At 68.1% G+C, this 17,832-nt stretch carries 14 protein-coding genes; 1 reads left to right on the top strand and 13 read right to left on the bottom strand.

From position 1 onward, the window contains the following. From GPY60_RS27585 to GPY60_RS21070, 10 genes are all read right to left on the bottom strand, one after another. Positions 1–1,621, bottom strand: a 1,621-nt coding sequence (locus GPY60_RS27585; protein WP_304610734.1) for a PE family protein, incomplete at its 3' end; no start/stop codon positions are given. A gap of 431 nt (positions 1,622–2,052) precedes the next feature. Continuing rightward, entirely contained in the window at positions 2,053–3,111 is a 1,059-nt protein-coding gene (locus GPY60_RS27580) for a PE family protein (protein ID WP_156689647.1), read from the bottom strand. Between the two features lie 194 nt (positions 3,112–3,305). After that, positions 3,306–5,132 (bottom strand): PE family protein, encoded by a 1,827-nt coding sequence (locus GPY60_RS21105; RefSeq protein WP_156689646.1) that lies wholly within the window; start codon positions 5,130–5,132, stop codon positions 3,306–3,308. A gap of 154 nt (positions 5,133–5,286) precedes the next feature. Next, positions 5,287–6,813 (bottom strand): PE family protein, encoded by a 1,527-nt coding sequence (locus tag GPY60_RS21100; protein WP_156689645.1) that lies wholly within the window; start codon positions 6,811–6,813, stop codon positions 5,287–5,289. Positions 6,814–7,120: 307 nt separating this feature from the next. Continuing rightward, the gene (locus tag GPY60_RS27575; protein ID WP_156689644.1) at positions 7,121–8,530 is read right to left on the bottom strand and encodes a PE family protein; all 1,410 of its coding nucleotides are present in this window, start codon (positions 8,528–8,530) and stop codon (positions 7,121–7,123) included. 137 nt (positions 8,531–8,667) lie between these two features. After that, positions 8,668–11,157, bottom strand: a complete 2,490-nt coding sequence (gene pheT / locus GPY60_RS21090; RefSeq protein ID WP_156689643.1) for a phenylalanine--tRNA ligase subunit beta — start codon at positions 11,155–11,157, stop codon at positions 8,668–8,670. After that, positions 11,157–12,200: a phenylalanine--tRNA ligase subunit alpha gene (gene pheS / locus GPY60_RS21085; protein ID WP_156689642.1), complete on the bottom strand. Its 1,044-nt coding sequence runs from the start codon at positions 12,198–12,200 to the stop codon at positions 11,157–11,159. The genes pheT and pheS overlap by 1 nt, the downstream gene beginning before the upstream one ends. 97 nt (positions 12,201–12,297) lie before the next feature. After that, positions 12,298–13,119, bottom strand: a complete 822-nt coding sequence (locus GPY60_RS21080) for a rhomboid-like protein (RefSeq protein WP_156689641.1) — start codon at positions 13,117–13,119, stop codon at positions 12,298–12,300. A gap of 9 nt (positions 13,120–13,128) precedes the next feature. Then, a complete protein-coding gene (locus GPY60_RS21075) occupies positions 13,129–14,040 on the bottom strand; it encodes an adenylate/guanylate cyclase domain-containing protein (RefSeq protein ID WP_156689640.1) in 912 nt (303 codons plus the stop codon). A gap of 57 nt (positions 14,041–14,097) precedes the next feature. Beyond that, positions 14,098–14,991 (bottom strand): PE family protein, encoded by an 894-nt coding sequence (locus GPY60_RS21070; RefSeq protein ID WP_156689639.1) that lies wholly within the window; start codon positions 14,989–14,991, stop codon positions 14,098–14,100. 237 nt (positions 14,992–15,228) lie between these two features. Between GPY60_RS21070 and GPY60_RS21065 the strand changes: the two genes are divergently transcribed. Continuing rightward, positions 15,229–16,263: an oxygenase MpaB family protein gene (locus tag GPY60_RS21065; RefSeq protein WP_156689638.1), complete on the top strand. Its 1,035-nt coding sequence runs from the start codon at positions 15,229–15,231 to the stop codon at positions 16,261–16,263. Between the two features lie 86 nt (positions 16,264–16,349). On the opposite strand, the gene GPY60_RS21060 is transcribed toward GPY60_RS21065, so the two are convergent. The 3 genes from GPY60_RS21060 to rpmI all read right to left on the bottom strand — a co-directional run bounded on the left by GPY60_RS21060 (position 16,350) and on the right by rpmI (position 17,807). Next, positions 16,350–17,129, bottom strand: coding sequence for a TrmH family RNA methyltransferase (locus GPY60_RS21060; RefSeq protein WP_156689637.1), 780 nt, complete (start codon positions 17,127–17,129; stop codon positions 16,350–16,352). Positions 17,130–17,136: 7 nt separating this feature from the next. Next, on the bottom strand, positions 17,137–17,532 hold the full coding sequence (rplT, locus tag GPY60_RS21055) for a 50S ribosomal protein L20 (RefSeq protein WP_156689636.1): 396 nt from the start codon (positions 17,530–17,532) through the stop codon (positions 17,137–17,139). Positions 17,533–17,612: 80 nt separating this feature from the next. Beyond that, entirely contained in the window at positions 17,613–17,807 is a 195-nt protein-coding gene (gene rpmI, locus GPY60_RS21050; RefSeq protein WP_156689635.1) for a 50S ribosomal protein L35, read from the bottom strand. Between the last annotated feature and the right edge of the window lie 25 nt (positions 17,808–17,832).

Below are 17,832 nucleotides of genomic sequence, written 5' to 3'. Positions count from 1 at the left end.
ACGGCGGCAGCCCGGGCAGCGTGAAGTTGATCGTGGGCAACCCCGGCAACGCCGCGGTCAGCGCCAGGTTGATGTTGGCCACAATGTCCGCACCCAAGTTGGGCAGCGCCGGCAAGGTGAACGGCGGCAATGCCGGGAACGGCGGCAGCGTGAACGTCGGCAACCCCGGCGGGGTGAACGGCGGCAATGCAAACGGCGGCAACGCAAATGGCGGCAACGCCGGGAACGGCGGCAGGCCCGCGTTAACCATCGCATTGATCGCCGCGGTGATATCCGCACCCAGGTTGGGCAGTGCCGGCAACGGCGGCAAAGTGAACGGCGGCAACGCCGGGAACGGAGGCAGGGCCGGGAACGGCGGCAGCGTGAACGTCGGCAACCCCGGCAAGGTGAACGGCGGCAACGCCGGGAACGGCGGCAGCCCCGCATTCACCACCGCGTTAATCGCCGCGGTGATATCCGCACCCAAATTGGGCAACGCCGGCAAGGTGAACGGCGGCAACGCCGGGAACGGCGGCAACGCGGGGAACGGCGGCAGCGTGAACGTCGGCAACCCCGGCAACGTGAACGGCGGCAGCGTGAACGGCGGCAGGCCGGCATTAACCACCGCGTTGATCGCCGCGGTGATATCCGCACCCAAGTTGGGCAGCGCCGGCAACGGCGGCAGGGTGAACGGCGGCAACGCCGGGAACGGTGGCAGCGTGAACGTCGGCAACCCCGGCAACGTGAACGGCGGCAACGCAAACGGCGGCAGCCCCGCATTAACCACCGCGTTGATCGCCGCGGTGATATCCGCACCCAAGTTCGGCAACGCCGGCAACGGCGGCAAAGTGAACGGCGGCAACGCCGGGAACGGCGGCAACGCCGGGAACGGCGGCAGCGTGAACGTCGGCAACCCCGGCGGGGTGAACGGCGGCAACGCCGGGAACGGCGGCAACGCGGGCAACGGCGGCAAGGCCAGATTGCCATTCACCAAGGCGCTGATGTCGACGCCGAACGTGGCGTTCAAGAGCGCGTTGAGCGCAGCGTTCGCCTGGACGCTCAGCTGGGCGCCAAGCACCGACATGGTCGCGCCGGCGTTTTCGAGGGCAAGGCCCGCTTGGACAATCGCATTGCCCGTCTGAACCAACCCATTACCGAGGCCGGACAGCACGAGACCGCCAGTCTGCAGAGCTGCCCCCTCGAGGCCCGCGCCGAACAGCGTCTCAAGCGTGCCGCCCAACGCGGCCCCCAAGCTGGAGTTGATCCCAGCCGACAGCGATGCATTGAGCGAAGCACCGAATCCGGCCAGGGCAGCACCGATGTCCGCCGTCAGAGAACCACCGCCACCGAGCACCGCAGCGCTGGTGGCCTCGGCGGCTGTGTACGCGCCGACCCCAGCGGTCAATGTGTCAACGAACGCGTTGTGGAACGCGGCCGCCTGGGCACTGAGAGCCTGGTATTCCTTGCCGAAGGTGCCGAACAGTTCGGCGATCGCGGTAGACACCTCGTCCTGGGCCGCCGGCACCAACCCGGTGGTCGGCGCCACTATCGCTCGAGTGACGTCCTCGAGCGACGACTGGATGCCCGCAAGATTCTGCGCTGCCCCCCCGATTGCGTCGGGCACAGCAAAAACGAAAGACATGTTCATCTCCCCGCGACAAATGAACGACTGAGCCCCCACCGAGTCCAGGCGCAAATTCAGCGTATTGGCGGGGTGGGGAATTTAACCGAGAACAATTGTTTTCGGCAGGGGGTGTCGCTATGTCGCTATGGGGGCGAAGGGTTTTGGCTCGTGGTGGGTGAGCCTTTGCGCCCTCGCGGGGACGGAGCGCGTAAATCCTTCACAGTGAAAATAGCGGTCCGCTGCCCCTTTGGGAAGCAATTCGCGGAATATTTTAGGACGGGCGTCTGAAAGTGCGGTAGCCACGCCGGGCCGCGTCATCCGCATCGGGTCAAAACCGGCCGCAGACCCGCCTTCGGCGCCCGATGAGCCGCGAAACTTCGTCTGCGGCCGTCGGCCGCTACGGGGCGATTCGTCGCCGAGGCTCGCCGGTCAGCACGCGGTGCATGGGGTCAGGTCGTGAACGCGGACGCGAACAACTCCGGCACATAGTTGACCAGGGTTGGGATCAGGCCACCAACCGGCGGTCCCGTCACAGTGACGGTTTGCATCAGAGGTGATCCCGGCACCGTCGCCGTGGCGGTGAACGGCTGCAGAGGTACGAGCAGACCCGAGAAGGGAACCTGGGCGGTCACTGACAGTCCCGGCAGCGGCAGGTTGAACGCCACGGTTTGTTCGCCGTTGAGGAACCCGTTGGCGATATTGGCGGGCGCGGCGAAGAGGGCCACCGCCGCTCCAACCGGATTTCCGCTTGCGATCGCGTCGAAGAAGGCTCCGGCGCTTCCCGCCGCCGCCGTCGTCGCGTTGATTTGAGCACCCAACACCTCGAACGCCAACAGTTCCGGCACACCGACACCGAACGCGACAGTGGTTCCCGTAGGTGTCACGGACGGGAGCGACCCCCAGGCCGGAACGGTCAGTTCCTGCAGGAGGTTCGCGGAGCCCAGCGCCAGACTTTGCGTCTGGGACACGACGGGCAGCACGTTCCCCGTCTGCAGCGCCGTGAAGAATGCCAGCGGCATATTGAACTGGCTGCCGAACGCTTGGAACATCGCTGGCAATGTGCCTGTCGCCCAACTTCTTCCGAGGATTTGCATGTTCGTGGAGGTGTTGGAAAAGAGACTTGAGTACGCGCCGAAAGCCCCGCCGATCGGGTCGGTGACAGCAGCCGCCCCGGCGGGGGCCGTCGCCGCGGGCGCGGTCAGCGCGCCGAGGAGGGCCTGCTCCGCGTTGGCGGCCTCGGTGCCCACATAGGCGGCGGCGCCGGCGTTCAACAAGTTGACGAATTGTTGATGGAAGGTCGCCGCTTGCGCGCTGATCGCTTGGTATTCCTGACCAAGGGCGCCGAAAAGGGCCGCTATTCCCGCTGACACCTCGTCCTGGGCCGCTGCCACCACAGCGGTGGTCGGTCCGGCAGCGGCTGCGGTCGACTCGATCAGCGTCGAATGTAGTCCGGCCAAATCCTGTGCGGCCGACGTGACCAACTCCGGTACTGCGACGACGAAATCCATTCTTCGTCTCCCATCGGCTCATTTATGGCACCCGATAAGGCATCGAGGTCAGCCGAGGGTAAGCGATACCTCGCAAAGGGTGTGGGAAATCCGTCTCATCGTTGTTTCGCGTCGCATGCAATTGATTCATTAATGCAACGCAACAATTGACTGGCCCAAACCCGTGCTTTCGACGCGATGACGGTGCGCGACTGTTACGGCGCAATTGCGGACGCCAACTGCGCGGGCGCGTAAACCGATAGCCCGGTCGCCAGTCCACTGATGGGCGTTCCCCCGACGGGAAGCGTGATCGCGCCACCACCGATATTCACAGCCGCGGTGTAGGGGGTCACCGGCGCCAGCAGGCCATTCATCGGAAGGTTCAACGTGGCGGGCAATCCGCCAACGTCGAACGTGATCGGCAGCGTCGATTGCCCGTTCAGGAAAGCGTCGGTGACCAAAGCCGGAGCGTCGACCAGCGTGGTGATCGCGCCGCCGAAATCTCCGGTCTGCAGCTGGCCCACGAATTGCGAGGCACTGCCGGCAAAAGCGTTCACCGCGTTGAACGGTGCCCCCAGCGCTTCAATCGTCAGAGCCACCGGCAACCCGGCGGTGGCAGTGAGGGAAAGGTTGCTGAGGAATGACCCGGCTTTGATGGTTGCGGTCAGGGACGTGTCCGTGAGCGTGTTGATCACGTTGGTGAAGTTCTGGGAGATATGCGCGGGGATGGAACCCGTGGGCAGCAGGTTGGTGAAATTCTGCGCCCGCATGCCCGGAATGGTGAGGATCGGCAGCAGGTCGCCGATGGTGCCGGTCGGCGTCACCGAGGCGAGGATCGTGCCACCGAAGATAGGACTGATGCTGCCCGTACTGGTCACATCGACGCCGGTTATGAAGAGATTGAGCAAGCCTTGGCTGATGTCGGAGAACGCGCCGCCGATGTCTCCCGTCAGCAGCGCTTGGTAGGCCGCCTGGAAGGCCGCCGGCAGTCCTTGCAGACCGCTGAGGAAGTCACTACCCGCGCTCTGCAGCGACGTCGCGATGATGTGGGCGTACATCATCTGGTTCTGGATGAACTGCTGGACGTACGGCCCCGGGTTGAACGCGAGTAAGGCCTGGATCGCGGCTTGGATGTTCGCCGGCAACCCGGCCAATAGAGCGGGGAAGTTCTGGATGACGTATTGAAGATCCGCGGCGATGGTGTTCGCGTATCCCGTCGCGTTCGCAATGAACTGGTGCAGGAACGGCGCCGGATTGGCGGCGAGCGAACCGCGCAGTAGCTGCAGATTGGCGAGCGTGTGGTCTAACAGCGTCTGATACGGTCCCGCGGCGTTGCCGGTGCTGGCGCCGGCGTGAAGCAGGCTGGGGCCAAGGCCGCCCGCATACGACTGCAACATCGTTGGCAGAGCGGCGATCTGCGCCGACAGGCCCTGCAGGCTCGGCCCGAGCTGGCCGGAGAAGAGCGATGCCGCCGTGCCGTTCTGCAGGGCGGCAACGATGCCGGTGACGCCCTGCGTGACGGAGCCGCTGCTCAGTCCCCCGAGTAGCGACCCGAATGTCGCCCCGCCGCCGAGAACCGTGCCGCTGCCGCCGCTGAGGATCGGGCTCAGCAGTCCCCCACCGCCGAGCAGCGGGATGCCGGCGGCCGCGGTCGTGCCGGAGGCAAGTCCGCTGACGCCCTCGCCCATTTCCGAAACAGCTCCGCCGACCGAATTGAGCAAACCCTGGGCTGGTGCCCCATTCAACAAATTCTGCTCGGCGTTGGCCACCTCGGTGCTGAGATATGCCGCGCCCCCCGCACTCAACATATTCACGAACTGCTCGTGGAAAGATTGCACCTGGGCGCTGATGACCTGATATTCCTGACCGAAGGCGCCAAAAAAGGCCGCAACTCCCGTCGACACCTGGTCTTCGGCCGCCGCGGCCACACTGGCCGTCGGCGTGGCGGCCGCCGCAGAGGCCTCGGCCATGGAGTCGCGAATCCCCGCCAAATTCTGCGCAGCCGCCTGCACTTCTTCGGGCACAGCGAAGAGAAACGACATCTCAGCCCCATCGCTCCATTACGACGGTTGCCCGATGGTCATCGAGGCATTCTGCAGCCTAATAACACCGCGTTCTTTGCGCAGTAATTTCGCGGTTTGTGCCGTCTCGGCGTGGCGGGGAAATCGAAGCAATCCGAGCTTCCGCCGTCAGCTCCTAAGTCACCGGTGTGATTGCCGCCGCGAGTTGCGAGCCGAAGCTCAGCAATCCGGGAATGAAGCCGCCGATCGGCGTCCCGAATATCGGGCCACCTGGGTTGAGGACGACGGGGTTCAGCGGCGTGAGCAGCCCGCCGACGGGCAATTCGGCCGACGCGACGAGCTGGCCCAGCGGGAAGCCTCCAATGGTGATGTTGGAGGTGAGCTCGGGCAGCGCGATATACGTCTGGCCGTTCAGGAAGGCGTTGGCGGCGTAGGCCGGGGCGTCCAAGAGCGCGGCGGCTGCCGCCGATGCGTTTCCCGCTTGCACGGCACTCACGAACGCCACCGAACTCGAATTCAGCGCGGCCAGCGTGTTGATCGGCATTCCCACCGAATCGAAGACCAGCTGCAGAGGCAGCCCGAAGGAAAGCACCAAAGAGCCGGTCACCGTCGTCCCGAAATTCGTGAGCGTGTTGACGACGTTGGTGAAGTTCTGTGCGATCTGGGCGGGGATCGAGCCGGCGGGCAGCAGATTGGTGAAGTTCTGCGCCATCTGCCCTGGGATGGTGAGAACCGGCGCGAGGTCTCCGAGCGGGCCGAGCGGGACCACCGGAACCGGCGTCGTCCCACCAAGCTCCACCGTGACCGGCTGGAAGCCGGGCAGGAACGCGTTGACGAGCGCGGTGTTCACGGCGGCGTAGGCGCCGCCGTTGTCGCCCACGAGGAGGTCGCCGAAGGCGGTCTGGAAGCCCGTCGGCAGCGTCTGAACTCCCGTGATCAAGTCCTGGCCCGCCGCTTGCAGCGAGGTGACGACGGTCTGGGCGTAGCCGGTCTGAGTGCTGACGAACTGCTGCAACAGAGCGCCCGGGTCGAGGGTCGACAGAGCCTGAACGCCGGTCTGGACTGTGGCCGGCAGGTTCGCCAACTCGACGGGGAGGTTCTGAATCCCGGTGGCGATCGACGAGGCGATCGTGTGCGCGTAGACCGCCTGGTTTGCGGCGAGCTGGTGCAGGAACGGGAACGGGTTGGCCGAGAACGTCGCATTGATGGCCTGCAGGTTGGTGGCCGTATTGACCACGAGCGCTTGATACGGCGCGGCAACCGCGCTGCCGAAGGAGCTGACACCGCCGGCCAACGCGGACACCCCGCCGGTTGACAGCGTCCCGAGCGTAATCGGGGCGTCGGCAATGGCGTTCGAAATCGCTTGCGCGCCAACCTGAATCTCGCCGCCAACGGCACCACCCAGCAAGGCCTGCCCGGCGTTGGCGGCCTCAGCGCTCGCGTAGGCACCCGCGCCGGCGTTCATCAACTCCACGAACTGCTGGTGAAAACCCTGCGCTTGGGCGCTCAGCGCCTGGAACTCCTGTCCGACGTTGCCGAACAGCGACGCGATCGCGATCGATATCTCGTCCTGAGCCGCGGTCGCGATCCCGGTCGTGGGACCCGCCGCGGTCGCCGCGGCCTCGGCCAGCGACGAACGGATACCCGCAAGATTGTTGGCCGCGCTCTCGACCAGATCCGGCGTCGCGATCACATACGACATGTCCACCCTCTCCTCGAGCAATTCGTGCGGTGACCGGTGGTCACCCTTTTTTGGGCGTGAGCGCAATAAGGCCGGGCACAAGCGTGCGTGGGCCCATGAGCTCTCTGCTGCCGGTTACCGGCCAGAAACTTACTTCGCGGTAACCATGACTGACACGAGCCTAATAAGCGGCTTGCTCAGAACGGAAAGACAACAAGCGTTTTCACAGGAACTGTCGTGAAAGAGCGGGAGGCAGGCAGGCCTGGACGCGCGAAGGGCCGGGGCTTCCCGCGAATACGTGGGAGGCTCCGGCCCTTTGGGCGATGAACTACATCAGGGGCGGCGCGCCTATTGCACGCGCGAGCTGTTCGGGCAGGTAGACGAGCAGGCCGGGCACGATGCCACCAAAGGTGGTCTCGTGCAGCGTTATCGAACCCGGGCCGAAGATGGGAATTTCGAGCGCCGCGGGGTTGAGTGGCGTGAGGAGGCCGCCGAGCGGGATGTCGGTCAGCGTCAAGATGCCGTCGGGGCCGCCAAGCATTGCCGGCAGTTGCAGCGTCGCCTGGCCATTGAGGAAGCCGTTCGCGGCGACGGCGGGAGCGTCGAGGACCGCGGCAAGCGCGCCCAGTCCGTCGCCGGTTTGGACCGCGCCGACGAGCGCGTTCGCGCTCGAGCCGATCGCCTGCACCGTGGTGACCGGCGGCCCCAGCGCGTCGAGCGCGAGCACCAACGGCAGCCCGATGTGCAGGTTGCCGGTGTTCAGGTCGAGCGTCTGAGACGTGTCCGTCAAAGTCGCAAAGACGTTAGTCGCGTTCTGCGCGACCATTCCGGGCACGGTCCCGGCGGGGATCAGATTGGTGATGTTCTGCGCCGTCTGGGCGGGAAGCGCGGCGAGCGGCAACACATCGCCCAGCGCACCGCTCGGCACGATGTCGATCAGTCCTGTGGTCGGGTCGAAAACGGCATTGAGGCTGGTGATGAACGGGCCCAGGAACGCACCGCCGACCTGGCTCAACCCGCCGGTGACATCGCCGGACATGATGGTCTGCAAGCCGGCTTGCAGGTTCGCCGGGAAGGCATTCACTCCGGCCATGAAGTCGATCTGGGCGTTCTGTAACGAGGTCGTGATCAGTGGGCCGTACGCCAGTTCGGTGTTGAGGAAGTTCTGGACGGCGGGTAGGGCGCCGTGAGCTCCGGTTTGCAGCGCCGCCGGGAGACCGGCCAGCTGGGCGGGGTTCTGGATGACGCTCTGCACGCCCGTCACGATGGCCTGCCCATACCCCTGCTGGTTGAGGGCGAACTGGCGCAGCACTGGCGCAGGATTGGCCGCGATCGCGTTGCCGAGTGACTGCAGGTTGTTGACGGTGTTCGAGACCAGCGCTTGATACGGCGCGGCAACGGTCGCCCCGAACCCGCTGACGCCATCGAGTACGGCCGCGGGCGTGGTTTGTGCGGCGTTCGCAGCCTCGGTGCTGAGGTAGGCGCCGGCTCCCGCGTTCAGCATGGCGACGAATGTGCCGTGGAAGGCCTGCGCTTGCGCGCTCAGGGCCTGAAACTGCTGTCCGACGTTGCCGAAGAGGGCGGCGATCGCCGCCGACACCTCGTCCCCTGCCGCGGCCGCTACCCCAGTGGTGGGACCCATCGCCGCATCGGCGGCCTCGGCCAGCGACGACCGGATGCCCGCCAGATTCTGGGAAGCTTCCTCGATCAGCTCCGGCGTCACGTTCACGAACGACATCTGCGACTCCTCGACTTTGCCCCCGGTGACCACTTCTTACTTGCAAGTAAGATCCTGGGGCCGCGGCCGGCGAAGACCATCGGTCGAAGCGCGTAGAAACCCCCGCCGGGGGGTCGTAGATCGAGTCTTGCGGTGGGCTAAGCCCGCAACTGGGCGCCGACCACCTCGGCGGCGCGTCGCACCGCGGCGTCGCGGGCCGCGCTCGCGTCGTCTTCGGTGAGCGTGCGATCCGGCGCTCGGAACCGCAGCGCGAACGTCAACGACTTGCGGTCCTCGCCAACCTGCGGACCGGTGAAGACGTCGAACAATTGGATGTCCTCCAGCAGCTCGCCGGCCCCTTCGCGCACGGCGTCGGCGACCGCCTGGGCGGGCACGTGCGCGGGCACGACGAGGCTGACGTCCTGGAAGACGGCGGGAAACGGCGACACGCTGGGCGCGGGCAGCGTCTCGGTGAGGGGGATCGCGTCGAGGTTGAGCTCCATCGCGCAGGCGCCCGCCGGCAGGCCCGCGCGTTCGATGACCGCCGGATGCAGCTGCCCGGCGTAGCCGACGGTGGTGTCGCCGACGAGCACCTCGGCGCATCGGCCGGGATGCCAGGGCAGACGCTGCGACGCTCGCAGGCGAACGGCGACTCCGCTGGCCCGGGCGACGATGCGCACCGCCTCGAACGCGTCGGTTGCGTCGAATCGACGGCCGGGCCCCCACGGGCCGCGCCGCTCGCGCAGCCCCGCCATCACCGCCGCGACGTGCTGCGGCTGCCGCGGCAAGGACGCGTCGAGCAGGGCGATCTCGCCATCGGTCGGGCGGCGGTGCACGGGGATGAGCTCGACGCCGCGGGTCTCCTCCGTCGGCTGGACCACCTGTGCGAGCGCGTACAGCGCGACGTCCACGAGTCCACGAGACACGTTGCGGCTCAACGCTTCCAGCAAGGCCGGCAGCAGCGTCGTGGCCAGGTGCGGCCGGTCGGCTTCCAGCGGGTTGAGCACACGCGTCGTGAAGCGGCGGGGGGCGTCGGCCGGCAAGCCCCACAGGTCGAACACGCCGGCCGGCAGGAACGGCGTCGGCAGGATCTCGACGAATCCCGACTGCGCCAGCGACTTTCCGATGGCGCGGCGGCGCTTCTGCACCGCGGTGAGCCCCCGGCCCGCAGGGGCCGCCGGAAGCACCGACGGGATCGTCTCCAGACCTTCGAGCCGCAGCACCTCCTCGACGAGGTCGGCGGCCTGCTGGAGATCCGGGCGCCAGCTGGGGGGCGTCACCGTGAGCGTGCCGTCCCCCTCGTCGGTGACCCGGGCACCGATCTGGGTCAGCCGCCGGGCCGTCGTGCCCGCGGGGTAGGTCACGCCGGCGACGCGGTCCGGCAGGTCGACGGCGATCCGGATCGGTGGCCCGGACCAGTCCGCGACCGGGGGGTCACCACGCCAGTCGGTCAGCTTTTCCGACACCGCTCCCCCGGCGATGTCGACGAGCAGCCCGGCACACCTGTCCAGGGCGGCCACGGACACGGCGGGGTCCACCCCCCGCTCGTACCGGCGCGCGGCCTCGCTCGGCAGGTGCAGCCTGCGCTGGGTGCGCGACACCGCCGCCGGATCCCAGACCGCCGCCTCGAGCAACACGTCCGTCGAGTCCGGGCGCACCTCCGTGCTCGCCGCGCCCATCACGCCGCCGATCGCCGCGGTCGCCGCGTCGTCGACGATGAGGATGTCTGCCGGATCGAGCCGGCGCTCGACGCCATCGAGGGTGACGACCGTCTCCCCCGGCCGCGCGCGGCGCACCTCGAAGCCTCCAGTGATCCGGTCGCAGTCGTGGGCGTGCATCGGGTGCCCCAGTTCGAGCATCACGTAGTTGGTGACGTCCACAGCCGGCGATGTCGCGCGGATGCCGCACAGCAGCAAACGACGTTGCAGCCACCACGGCGACACGGCGTCGGGATCGATCCCGGTGACCGGGCGCAACGCGAACCGGCGCACGCCCGTGTCGGGCCGGACGGTCAGCGGCCATGCCTCGCCCGTTGCGGGCAGCGGCTTGACGTCGGCGGGGTCGACGAAGTTCAGGTCGTAGGCGCAGGCGATCTCGCGGGCCAGCCCGCGGACCGACATGCAATAGCCGCGGTCGGGGGTGATGGCGAGGTGGAAGACGACGTCATCGAGGCCGAGCACGGCGGCGGCGTCGGCGCCGGGTTCGGCGGTTCCGGGCGGCAGCACCAGGATCCCGGAATGGTCGGCGCCCAGCCCGAGTTCGGCGGCCGAGCAGATCATTCCCTCGGAGTCACGTCCGTAGGTCTTGCGTGCGGTGATCGCGAAGCCGCCGGGCAGCGTGGTCCCCGGCAGCGCCACCACAACCAGGTCGCCGACAACGAAATTGGTTGCTCCGCAGACAATCTCGCGTTGCCGATCGGCGCCGACGTCCACCAGGCAGGCGCGGATAGGCTTCTTGAACCCGCTGAGCTCCTCGATGTCGGTCACGCGCCCGACCGTCAGCGGGCCGTCCACCGGGCCGAGGGTACAGACCTCCTCGACCTCGTGCCCGATCCGGACGAGCGTCTGCTCGAGTTCCCCGGGCGAGACGTCCCATCCCGGAGCACCGGCCGAAACCACGTCACGCAGCCAGCTGTAGGGGACGCGCATCAGGCGCCCACCCCGAACGGCAGAGAGAAGCGAACGTCGCCCTCGACCATGTCGCGCATGTCCGGGATGCCGTTGCGGAACTGCAGGGTGCGCTCCAGACCCATCCCGAAGGCGAAGCCGGAATACACCTCGGGGTCAATCCCGGCCGCGCGCAACACGTTTGGGTGCACCATCCCGCAGCCGCCCCACTCGACCCAGTCGGCACCGCCCTTCTTGTTGGCGAACCAGACGTCGACCTCGGCGGAGGGTTCGGTGAACGGGAAGAAGTGCGGCCGGATCCGCGTGCGCGCCGAGGGACCGAACTCGGCGCGCGCGAACGCGTCGAGCGTTCCGCGCAGGTGCGCCATCGACAGGCCGCGGTCCACCGCCAGGCCCTCGACCTGGTGGAAGACCGGGGTGTGTGTGGCGTCGAGCTCGTCGGTGCGGAAGGTCCGGCCGATCGAGATGATGTACACGGGCAGCTCGTGCGCCAGCAGGGTCCGCACCTGAACCGGCGACGTGTGGGTGCGCAGCAGCTGACGCGAGTCCTCCGGCGCGACGTAGAAGGTGTCCTGTTCGCTGCGCGCGGGGTGGTCGGCGGGGAAGTTGAGCGCGTCGAAGTTGAACTGCTCGGTTTCGACCTCCGGTCCCTCGGCCAGCTCCCAGCCCATCGCGATGAATGTGTCGGCGATGTGCTCGGCCAGGATCGTGATCGGGTGCCGCGCCCCGGTCGGCTGCCGGGTCGACGGCAGCGTGACGTCGATCCCCTCGGCGATCAGTACCGCCGCGTCGCGCTCGGCGCGCAGGGTGGCCAGCCGTTCGTCGTAGCTGCGTTGCGCCTCGGACCGCGCGACGTTGACGCGCTTGCCGGCGTCGGCCCGTTGGTCCTTGGGCAGGGCGCCCAGCGCCTGGCGTGCCAGGGCGAGCGGCGAGCGGTCGCCCAGGTGCTCGGTCTTGACGCGCGCCAGCGCGTCGAGGTCGTCGGCGAGGGCGATGGCCTCCTGGGCCTCCTTGACCGCGCGGTCCAGGGCGTCCGGCGTCAGATCGACGGGTTGATCACCCACGCGGGGGCACTCTCCTTGAGGACGGGCTGTTCGGACTGGCTGACGTGCCGATCATAGTGACCCGCGCGTGTCGCGAATCGCGCGCTTCGCGGGGCCGTCAGCTAGCGACGGCCGCCTGCGGGCTGGTCAGCGCGTCAACCTCCGACGACGGCGCCACGACGGGCAACCGCCGCGCGGCGACGAACCGCGCGATCCTGTGGGCCACGAACGCGCCCAGCAGCCCGAAGGCCGGTGCGGCGGCCATCGTGCCCCAGTGGTGGGCCAGCATCAGGAACCCGAAGCCGGAAGACGCCGCCAGCATGAGGCAACGGACCGGCGTCCAGTGAATCGGTTGACGGAACCGGGAAGACACCAGCACGCCCAGCACGACGGCGACCGTGTGGCCCGCGTCGGTGAAATCGCTGCCGATGACCGCCGCGGCGATTCCCGCCGCGACCCACCAGCCGACCCAGGCCGCCCGCCAGCGCCGGGGAATGACTGCGGTCATCGCCCCTAGCACCGCGAGGGCCCCATAGCTCATGCCGACGTCGCTGGCCCGCGTGATGGACACCGGCATCCAGCCGAACTCGACGGCCGCGGCCAGGGCCGCCGCCACCAGCAGCGTCGCGCCGATGTGGCCGACGACGAACGCGACCATCAAGCGAATCGTGCTCAGATGCAGTTCGGCGAGGGCCAACAGGCACGTCAGGAAGGGCAGCCAGAAGTAGAGCGGGCCGGCGTCGACCACCAGCGCGCTGCCCAGCAGCGTGCCGAGATGCCCGTGGGCCAGGTTGTGCAGGTTGGTGCTGGCGCGCTCGACGATGACGTCATGCGCGTGCGGTCCGAGCACGAGAATGGCGCAGCTGATCGCTAGCAGAACAGCCGCGTACCCCAAGGTGAACTGGACCCGGGCAAGCCGGGACAGGATGCCCCCAATCATTGCCATCCATTATGGCTGGGGATTTGTTTCGCCAGTGTCATCGGAGGCTGTCAACTCCTTAAGAGTCTTGAGGCGATAGATCGCCAGGTCCGCCGGGATGCCGGCGGGCTTATGGGCGAACAGCGGTCTACGTGCGCGTTTGGCGGATACGCCCAACCGGTCCAGTTCGCTTTGCGGTATGAGATCCAACGTCGAACTCGACACCATGATTCCGCCTTTGGTGGCCCGCTCCATGACGCGCGCGGCGATGTTGACGTCGACGCCGAGCCAATCGGCGGCCAGCCGTTGCGGGCGGCCCGTGTGGATTCCCACCCGCATGCGGGGGGTGTACCCGTCCACCTCGACCGATTTGAGCGCCTCCTTGGCGGCCAGCACCGCCCCGACCGCGACGACGGGGTCGCGAAACACCGCCATGAGGCCGTCGCCCATGCGTTTGACGATGTGCCCGCCCGCGTCGAGCAGCGGTGGCTCCACCGCCCGCGCCACCTGACGCAGCAGGCTGAGCGCCGCATCGTCGCCCGCCTGCAACGACCAGGTGGAGAAGCCCACCAGGTCGGTGAAGACCAGCGTCACCTCCGGATTGACCGGCCGTCGTGCAACCGACTCCGTCAACGCCTGCCACAGTTGCAACACACCGAGGCTGACCTCGCGCGAGACCGCGTCGCGGTCGCCGAGCAGCCGGTCGGCCGCCCGTGCCGCCGCGCGGGGGCCACCGTCGCCCGCCGTTGACAGCGGGTCACCGAACTCGGGGTCGCCGGGCAGCAGGCGGCGCGCGCGACGGATGAACGCCACCGCCCCCGGGCTGTGGTTCGTGGAGCGCAGCCACCGGCCCGGCGACAAGCGCTGCTCGGCGGGTGCGGCGAGCGCGGTGCCGGTCTCGTCGGATTCACCAGCGCCCGAATCGCGATGTCCAACGTCCACGTCGCCAGGGTAAGCGGTGTGGACGGGCGCAGGCAGCGCGCGCCCGGCCGTTGCGCGCTACACCGCGGGCAGCAGCAGGCCCCGCACGGCGGGCAGCAGTAAGCCGTCCTGGACGGCAGGAACCAAGCCGCCGAACTGCGTGCCGTCGAAGGTGACGACGGTAGACGAGCCGGTGGGTGAGGTGAACGTGGCCGTGGCCGGCTGAAGAGGCGCGAGGAGACCGCCGTACGGGATGCTGATTGCTGCCGAGGAATACAGCAGCCCCGAAGGCAGGGTGAGCGACTGCGTGAACGTTCCTCCGCCATAGAAGAAACCCCTGACCACGTTTCCCGGCGTGTTGAGGAGCCCGATCAGGGCCCCTATGGGGTTCCCGGTCTGTACGGCATTCCCGATCGCCGTGACACTGTTCCCGAACGCTGTCGCCGCACTGAGGGGCGCCCCTAACGCGTCCAAGCCGTATGCGATAGCCGGTGGAACCGTTAAGGTACCCACGGGCATGACCGACCCGTCTACCGTAGCCGTCACAGTCGCCGTGATCGGGCCTAACGGAGTGGGGATATCGAGAATGGGAATCTTCCCGGCGCCGCCGCCCCCGCCGTTGGCTTGCGTAGCGGCCGCGGTAAGGGCCGCCGCCGGCGGATTCACTGCGCTCGCCAGAGCTTGCTGGACGTTGGCCAGCTCCGTGCTCACATACTGGCTCGCACCGCCGCTCAACAAGCTCACGAACGTCGAGTGGAACGCCGCCGCCTGGGCGCCGACGGCCTGATACCCCTGCGCGTACTCGGCGAACAGCGACTGGATAGCCGCCGAGACGTCATCGGCCGCCATCGCCGCAATCCCCGTGGTGGGAATCGCCGCGCGGCCTTGGGCGGCGGTGAGTGCTGACCCGATTGTCTCCAGCTGTCCGGCGGCCGACGCCACCGCTTCCGGAACCACGCTCACAAGAGACATATCGGACCCTCCTATGGAAGGCATGAAGAGCGGCCGAGGATCAGCGTAACTCCGCGTCCGATGTGTGTGTAGTAGGCCACCAAAATATTGCTCTGACGCGCAGGTTAATGGAATTGATCACGCGGTTGCGGCATGGGTGTGGATAACCGGTAACACCGTCCCCCCGGGGCGCGGATGTTGTAGACAACGAACGTTGTCAAAGTTATCGTCAGCGCCATCGGCAGTAGGGAGGCCGCCATGACCGCTTCGTCCACCACACCCGCTGACCCGCTGGGGCCCGACTCGCTCACCTGGAAGTATTTCGGTGACCTGCGCACCGGAATGATGGGCGTGTGGATCGGCGCGATCCAGAACATGTATCCCGAACTGGGCGCCGGCGTAGAGCAGCATTCGATCCTGCTGCGCGAGCCTCTTCAGCGCGTTGCGCGTTCGGTGTACCCCATCATGGGCGTGGTCTACGACGGCGAGCGGGCGGCCCAGACCGGCCGGCAGATCACGGGCTACCACCACACCATCAAGGGCGTCGACGCGACCGGGCGGCGCTACCACGCGCTGAATCCCGACACCTTCTACTGGGCGCACGCCACCTTCTTCATGCTGATCATCAAGGTGGCCGAGTACTTCTGCGGGGGCCTCACCGAGGCCGAGAAGCGCCAGTTGTTCGACGAACACGTGCAGTGGTACCGGATGTACGGCATGAGCATGCGGCCGGTGCCCGAGTCGTGGGAGGACTTCCAGCGGTACTGGGACCGCGTCTGCCGCGAGGAACTGGAGGTCAACCGGGCGACGCAAGACATCTTCCAAATCCGGATCCCGAAGCCGAAGTTCATCCTCATGCCGACCCCGGTGTGGGACCAGTTGTTCCGGCCGATGGTCGCCGGTCAGCGCTGGATCGCCGCGGGCCTGTTCGAGCCCGCCGTCCGCGAGAAGGCGGGCATGCGCTGGACGCCCGGTGACGAGATCCTGCTGCGGCTGTTCGGAAAGCTGGTCGAGCTGGCGTTCCTGGCCGTCCCCGACGAGATACGGCTGCACCCGCGGGCGCTGGCCGCCTATCGCCGCGCCGAAGGCCGCATCCCGGTCGACGCCCCGCTGACCGAGGCGCCGCCGTTCGTGGCGCCGCCGCGCGACCGCCGCGGCCTGCCGATGCACTACTTCCCGCCCCCGCCCCGGCCTGCGAAGGCGCTGATCGAGCGCGCCGGCTCGCTGATGCACACGACGCTCTCGCTGGCCGGGCTACGGCCCGCGCGGGGCCGCGCGACCAGAGCCGCCTGACGCTGTTTCGCCGAGCCTGCGCAGGGCGCGGGGTTTCGGGCTTTGCGGTGGGCGCCAGACGCAGGCTCGGGGCCGTCAGCGCAGGCTCAACGCAGGACGCCCAGGGCCTGCGCGCTCTGGTAAAGACAGATCGCCGCGGCGGCGGCCACGTTGAGGCTTTCGGCGCCGCCCGCCATCGGGATGCGCACGCGCCGATCCGCCGCGCCCGCCACCTCCTCCGCCAGGCCGTGGGCCTCCGGGCCGAACAGCCAGGCCGTCGGGGTGTCAAGGGCCGCCTCGTCCAGCCGGGTCTCCCCGTCGACGGTGGTGGCCAGCACCTGCAGCCCCGCGGCCCGCAACGCGGCGACGGCAGCCATCGCGTCGGGCACCGCAACGACCGGGACGGAGAAGATGCTGCCGGCCGATGCCCGCAGGCATTTGCCGTTGTAGGGGTCGACGCCGTGCCCGGCCAGGATGACCGCCCCCGCTCCCATGGCGTCGGCGAGGCGAATCAGCGTGCCGGCGTTGCCCGGCTCGCCGATCTCGACGGCCACCGCTACGAGCCGGGGAGGGCCGGCGAGGGCGTCGTCCAGCGGCGTCTCCCGCGTCGTGCACACGGCCACCAGCCCCGCGGGGGTGACGGTGTCCGAGAGGGCCTTGGCGGCCCGCTCGGTGACCGCGTGGACCGGGCAGCTCAGCCCCCTCAGCAACGCAGCATGCCGCTGGGCGGCGGCCTCGGTGGCGAAGACCTCGAGGACCAGCCCGCGGGCCGCCGCGGCCTCGACCAGATTGGGCCCCTCGGCCAGGAACCGTCCCGCCCGCCGTCGGGAGACGAGGCGATGCAGCTTGACCGCCGCCGCCACCCTGGCCGAGCGTTCGGTGAGCACGCTCGGGTTAAGCAGCCTCTCCGGAGTCCGACGGGGAGTTGACGTCCTCGGGCAGCGCGGCCCGGGCGACCTCGACAAGCGCGGTGAACGCCGCCGGGTCGGTGATCGCGATGTCGGCCAGGTTCTTGCGGTCGACCTCGACGCCCGCGGCCTTGAGGCCCTGGATCAGGCGGTTGTAGGTGATGTCGTTGGCGCGGGCGGCCGCGTTGATCCGCGAGATCCACAACTTACGGAACTCACCCTTGCGCGCCCGGCGGTCGCGGAAGGCGTAGTTCAGCGAATGCAGTTGCTGCTCTTTGGCTTTCCGATAGAGCCGGGACCGCTGGCCGCGATAGCCCTTCGAGGCCTTGAGGATGCTGCGCCTCTTCTTGTGGGCGTTGACCGCCCGCTTTACGCGTGCCATGGATGTTCCTACTCTCGTTCAGGCAGTGAATGGTTCGGGATTGTCTGGCGCCGGGACCGGGTGGCCCGCCGGCGCGATGGTCAGCCGTTCAGCAGCTTGTTGACCCGGCTGGCGTCGTTGGCCGACACCGTCGTGCGGCCGGCGAGCCGCCGGGTCCGGGTGGTCGGCTTGTGCTCGAACAGGTGCCGGCGATTGGCTTTCTCGCGCATGATCTTTCCGGTGCCGGTGCGCCGGAACCGCTTCGATGCGCCGCTGTGGGTCTTGGCCTTGGGCATGTGTCCTCGAGTTCTGGTCGTGTGG

Origin of the sequence: Mycobacterium sp. Marseille-P9652 (genome assembly GCF_902652685.1) — a bacterium.
GTDB lineage: Bacteria > Actinomycetota > Actinomycetes > Mycobacteriales > Mycobacteriaceae > Mycobacterium.
The sequence above is the reverse complement of the archived record's forward strand: the minus strand, read 5'-3'. Positions and strand labels throughout refer to the sequence as shown.

What these genes read in the sequence shown, in the direction of transcription:
- rpmI (WP_156689635.1), bottom strand. Translation starts at nt 17,807, where the DNA reads ATGCCCAAGGCCAAGACCCACAGCGGCGCATCGAAGCGGTTCCGGCGC.
- GPY60_RS21105 (WP_156689646.1), bottom strand. Translation starts at nt 5,132, where the DNA reads ATGTCGTTTCTCTTCGCTGTGCCCGAAGAAGTGCAGGCGGCTGCGCAG.
- GPY60_RS27580 (WP_156689647.1), bottom strand. Translation starts at nt 3,111, where the DNA reads ATGGATTTCGTCGTCGCAGTACCGGAGTTGGTCACGTCGGCCGCACAG.
- pheT (WP_156689643.1), bottom strand. Translation starts at nt 11,157, where the DNA reads ATGCGCGTCCCCTACAGCTGGCTGCGTGACGTGGTTTCGGCCGGTGCT.
- GPY60_RS21070 (WP_156689639.1), bottom strand. Translation starts at nt 14,991, where the DNA reads ATGTCTCTTGTGAGCGTGGTTCCGGAAGCGGTGGCGTCGGCCGCCGGA.
- GPY60_RS21100 (WP_156689645.1), bottom strand. Translation starts at nt 6,813, where the DNA reads ATGTCGTATGTGATCGCGACGCCGGATCTGGTCGAGAGCGCGGCCAAC.
- GPY60_RS21080 (WP_156689641.1), bottom strand. Translation starts at nt 13,119, where the DNA reads ATGATTGGGGGCATCCTGTCCCGGCTTGCCCGGGTCCAGTTCACCTTG.
- GPY60_RS27575 (WP_156689644.1), bottom strand. Translation starts at nt 8,530, where the DNA reads ATGTCGTTCGTGAACGTGACGCCGGAGCTGATCGAGGAAGCTTCCCAG.
- GPY60_RS21065 (WP_156689638.1), top strand. Translation starts at nt 15,229, where the DNA reads ATGACCGCTTCGTCCACCACACCCGCTGACCCGCTGGGGCCCGACTCG.
- rplT (WP_156689636.1), bottom strand. Translation starts at nt 17,532, where the DNA reads ATGGCACGCGTAAAGCGGGCGGTCAACGCCCACAAGAAGAGGCGCAGC.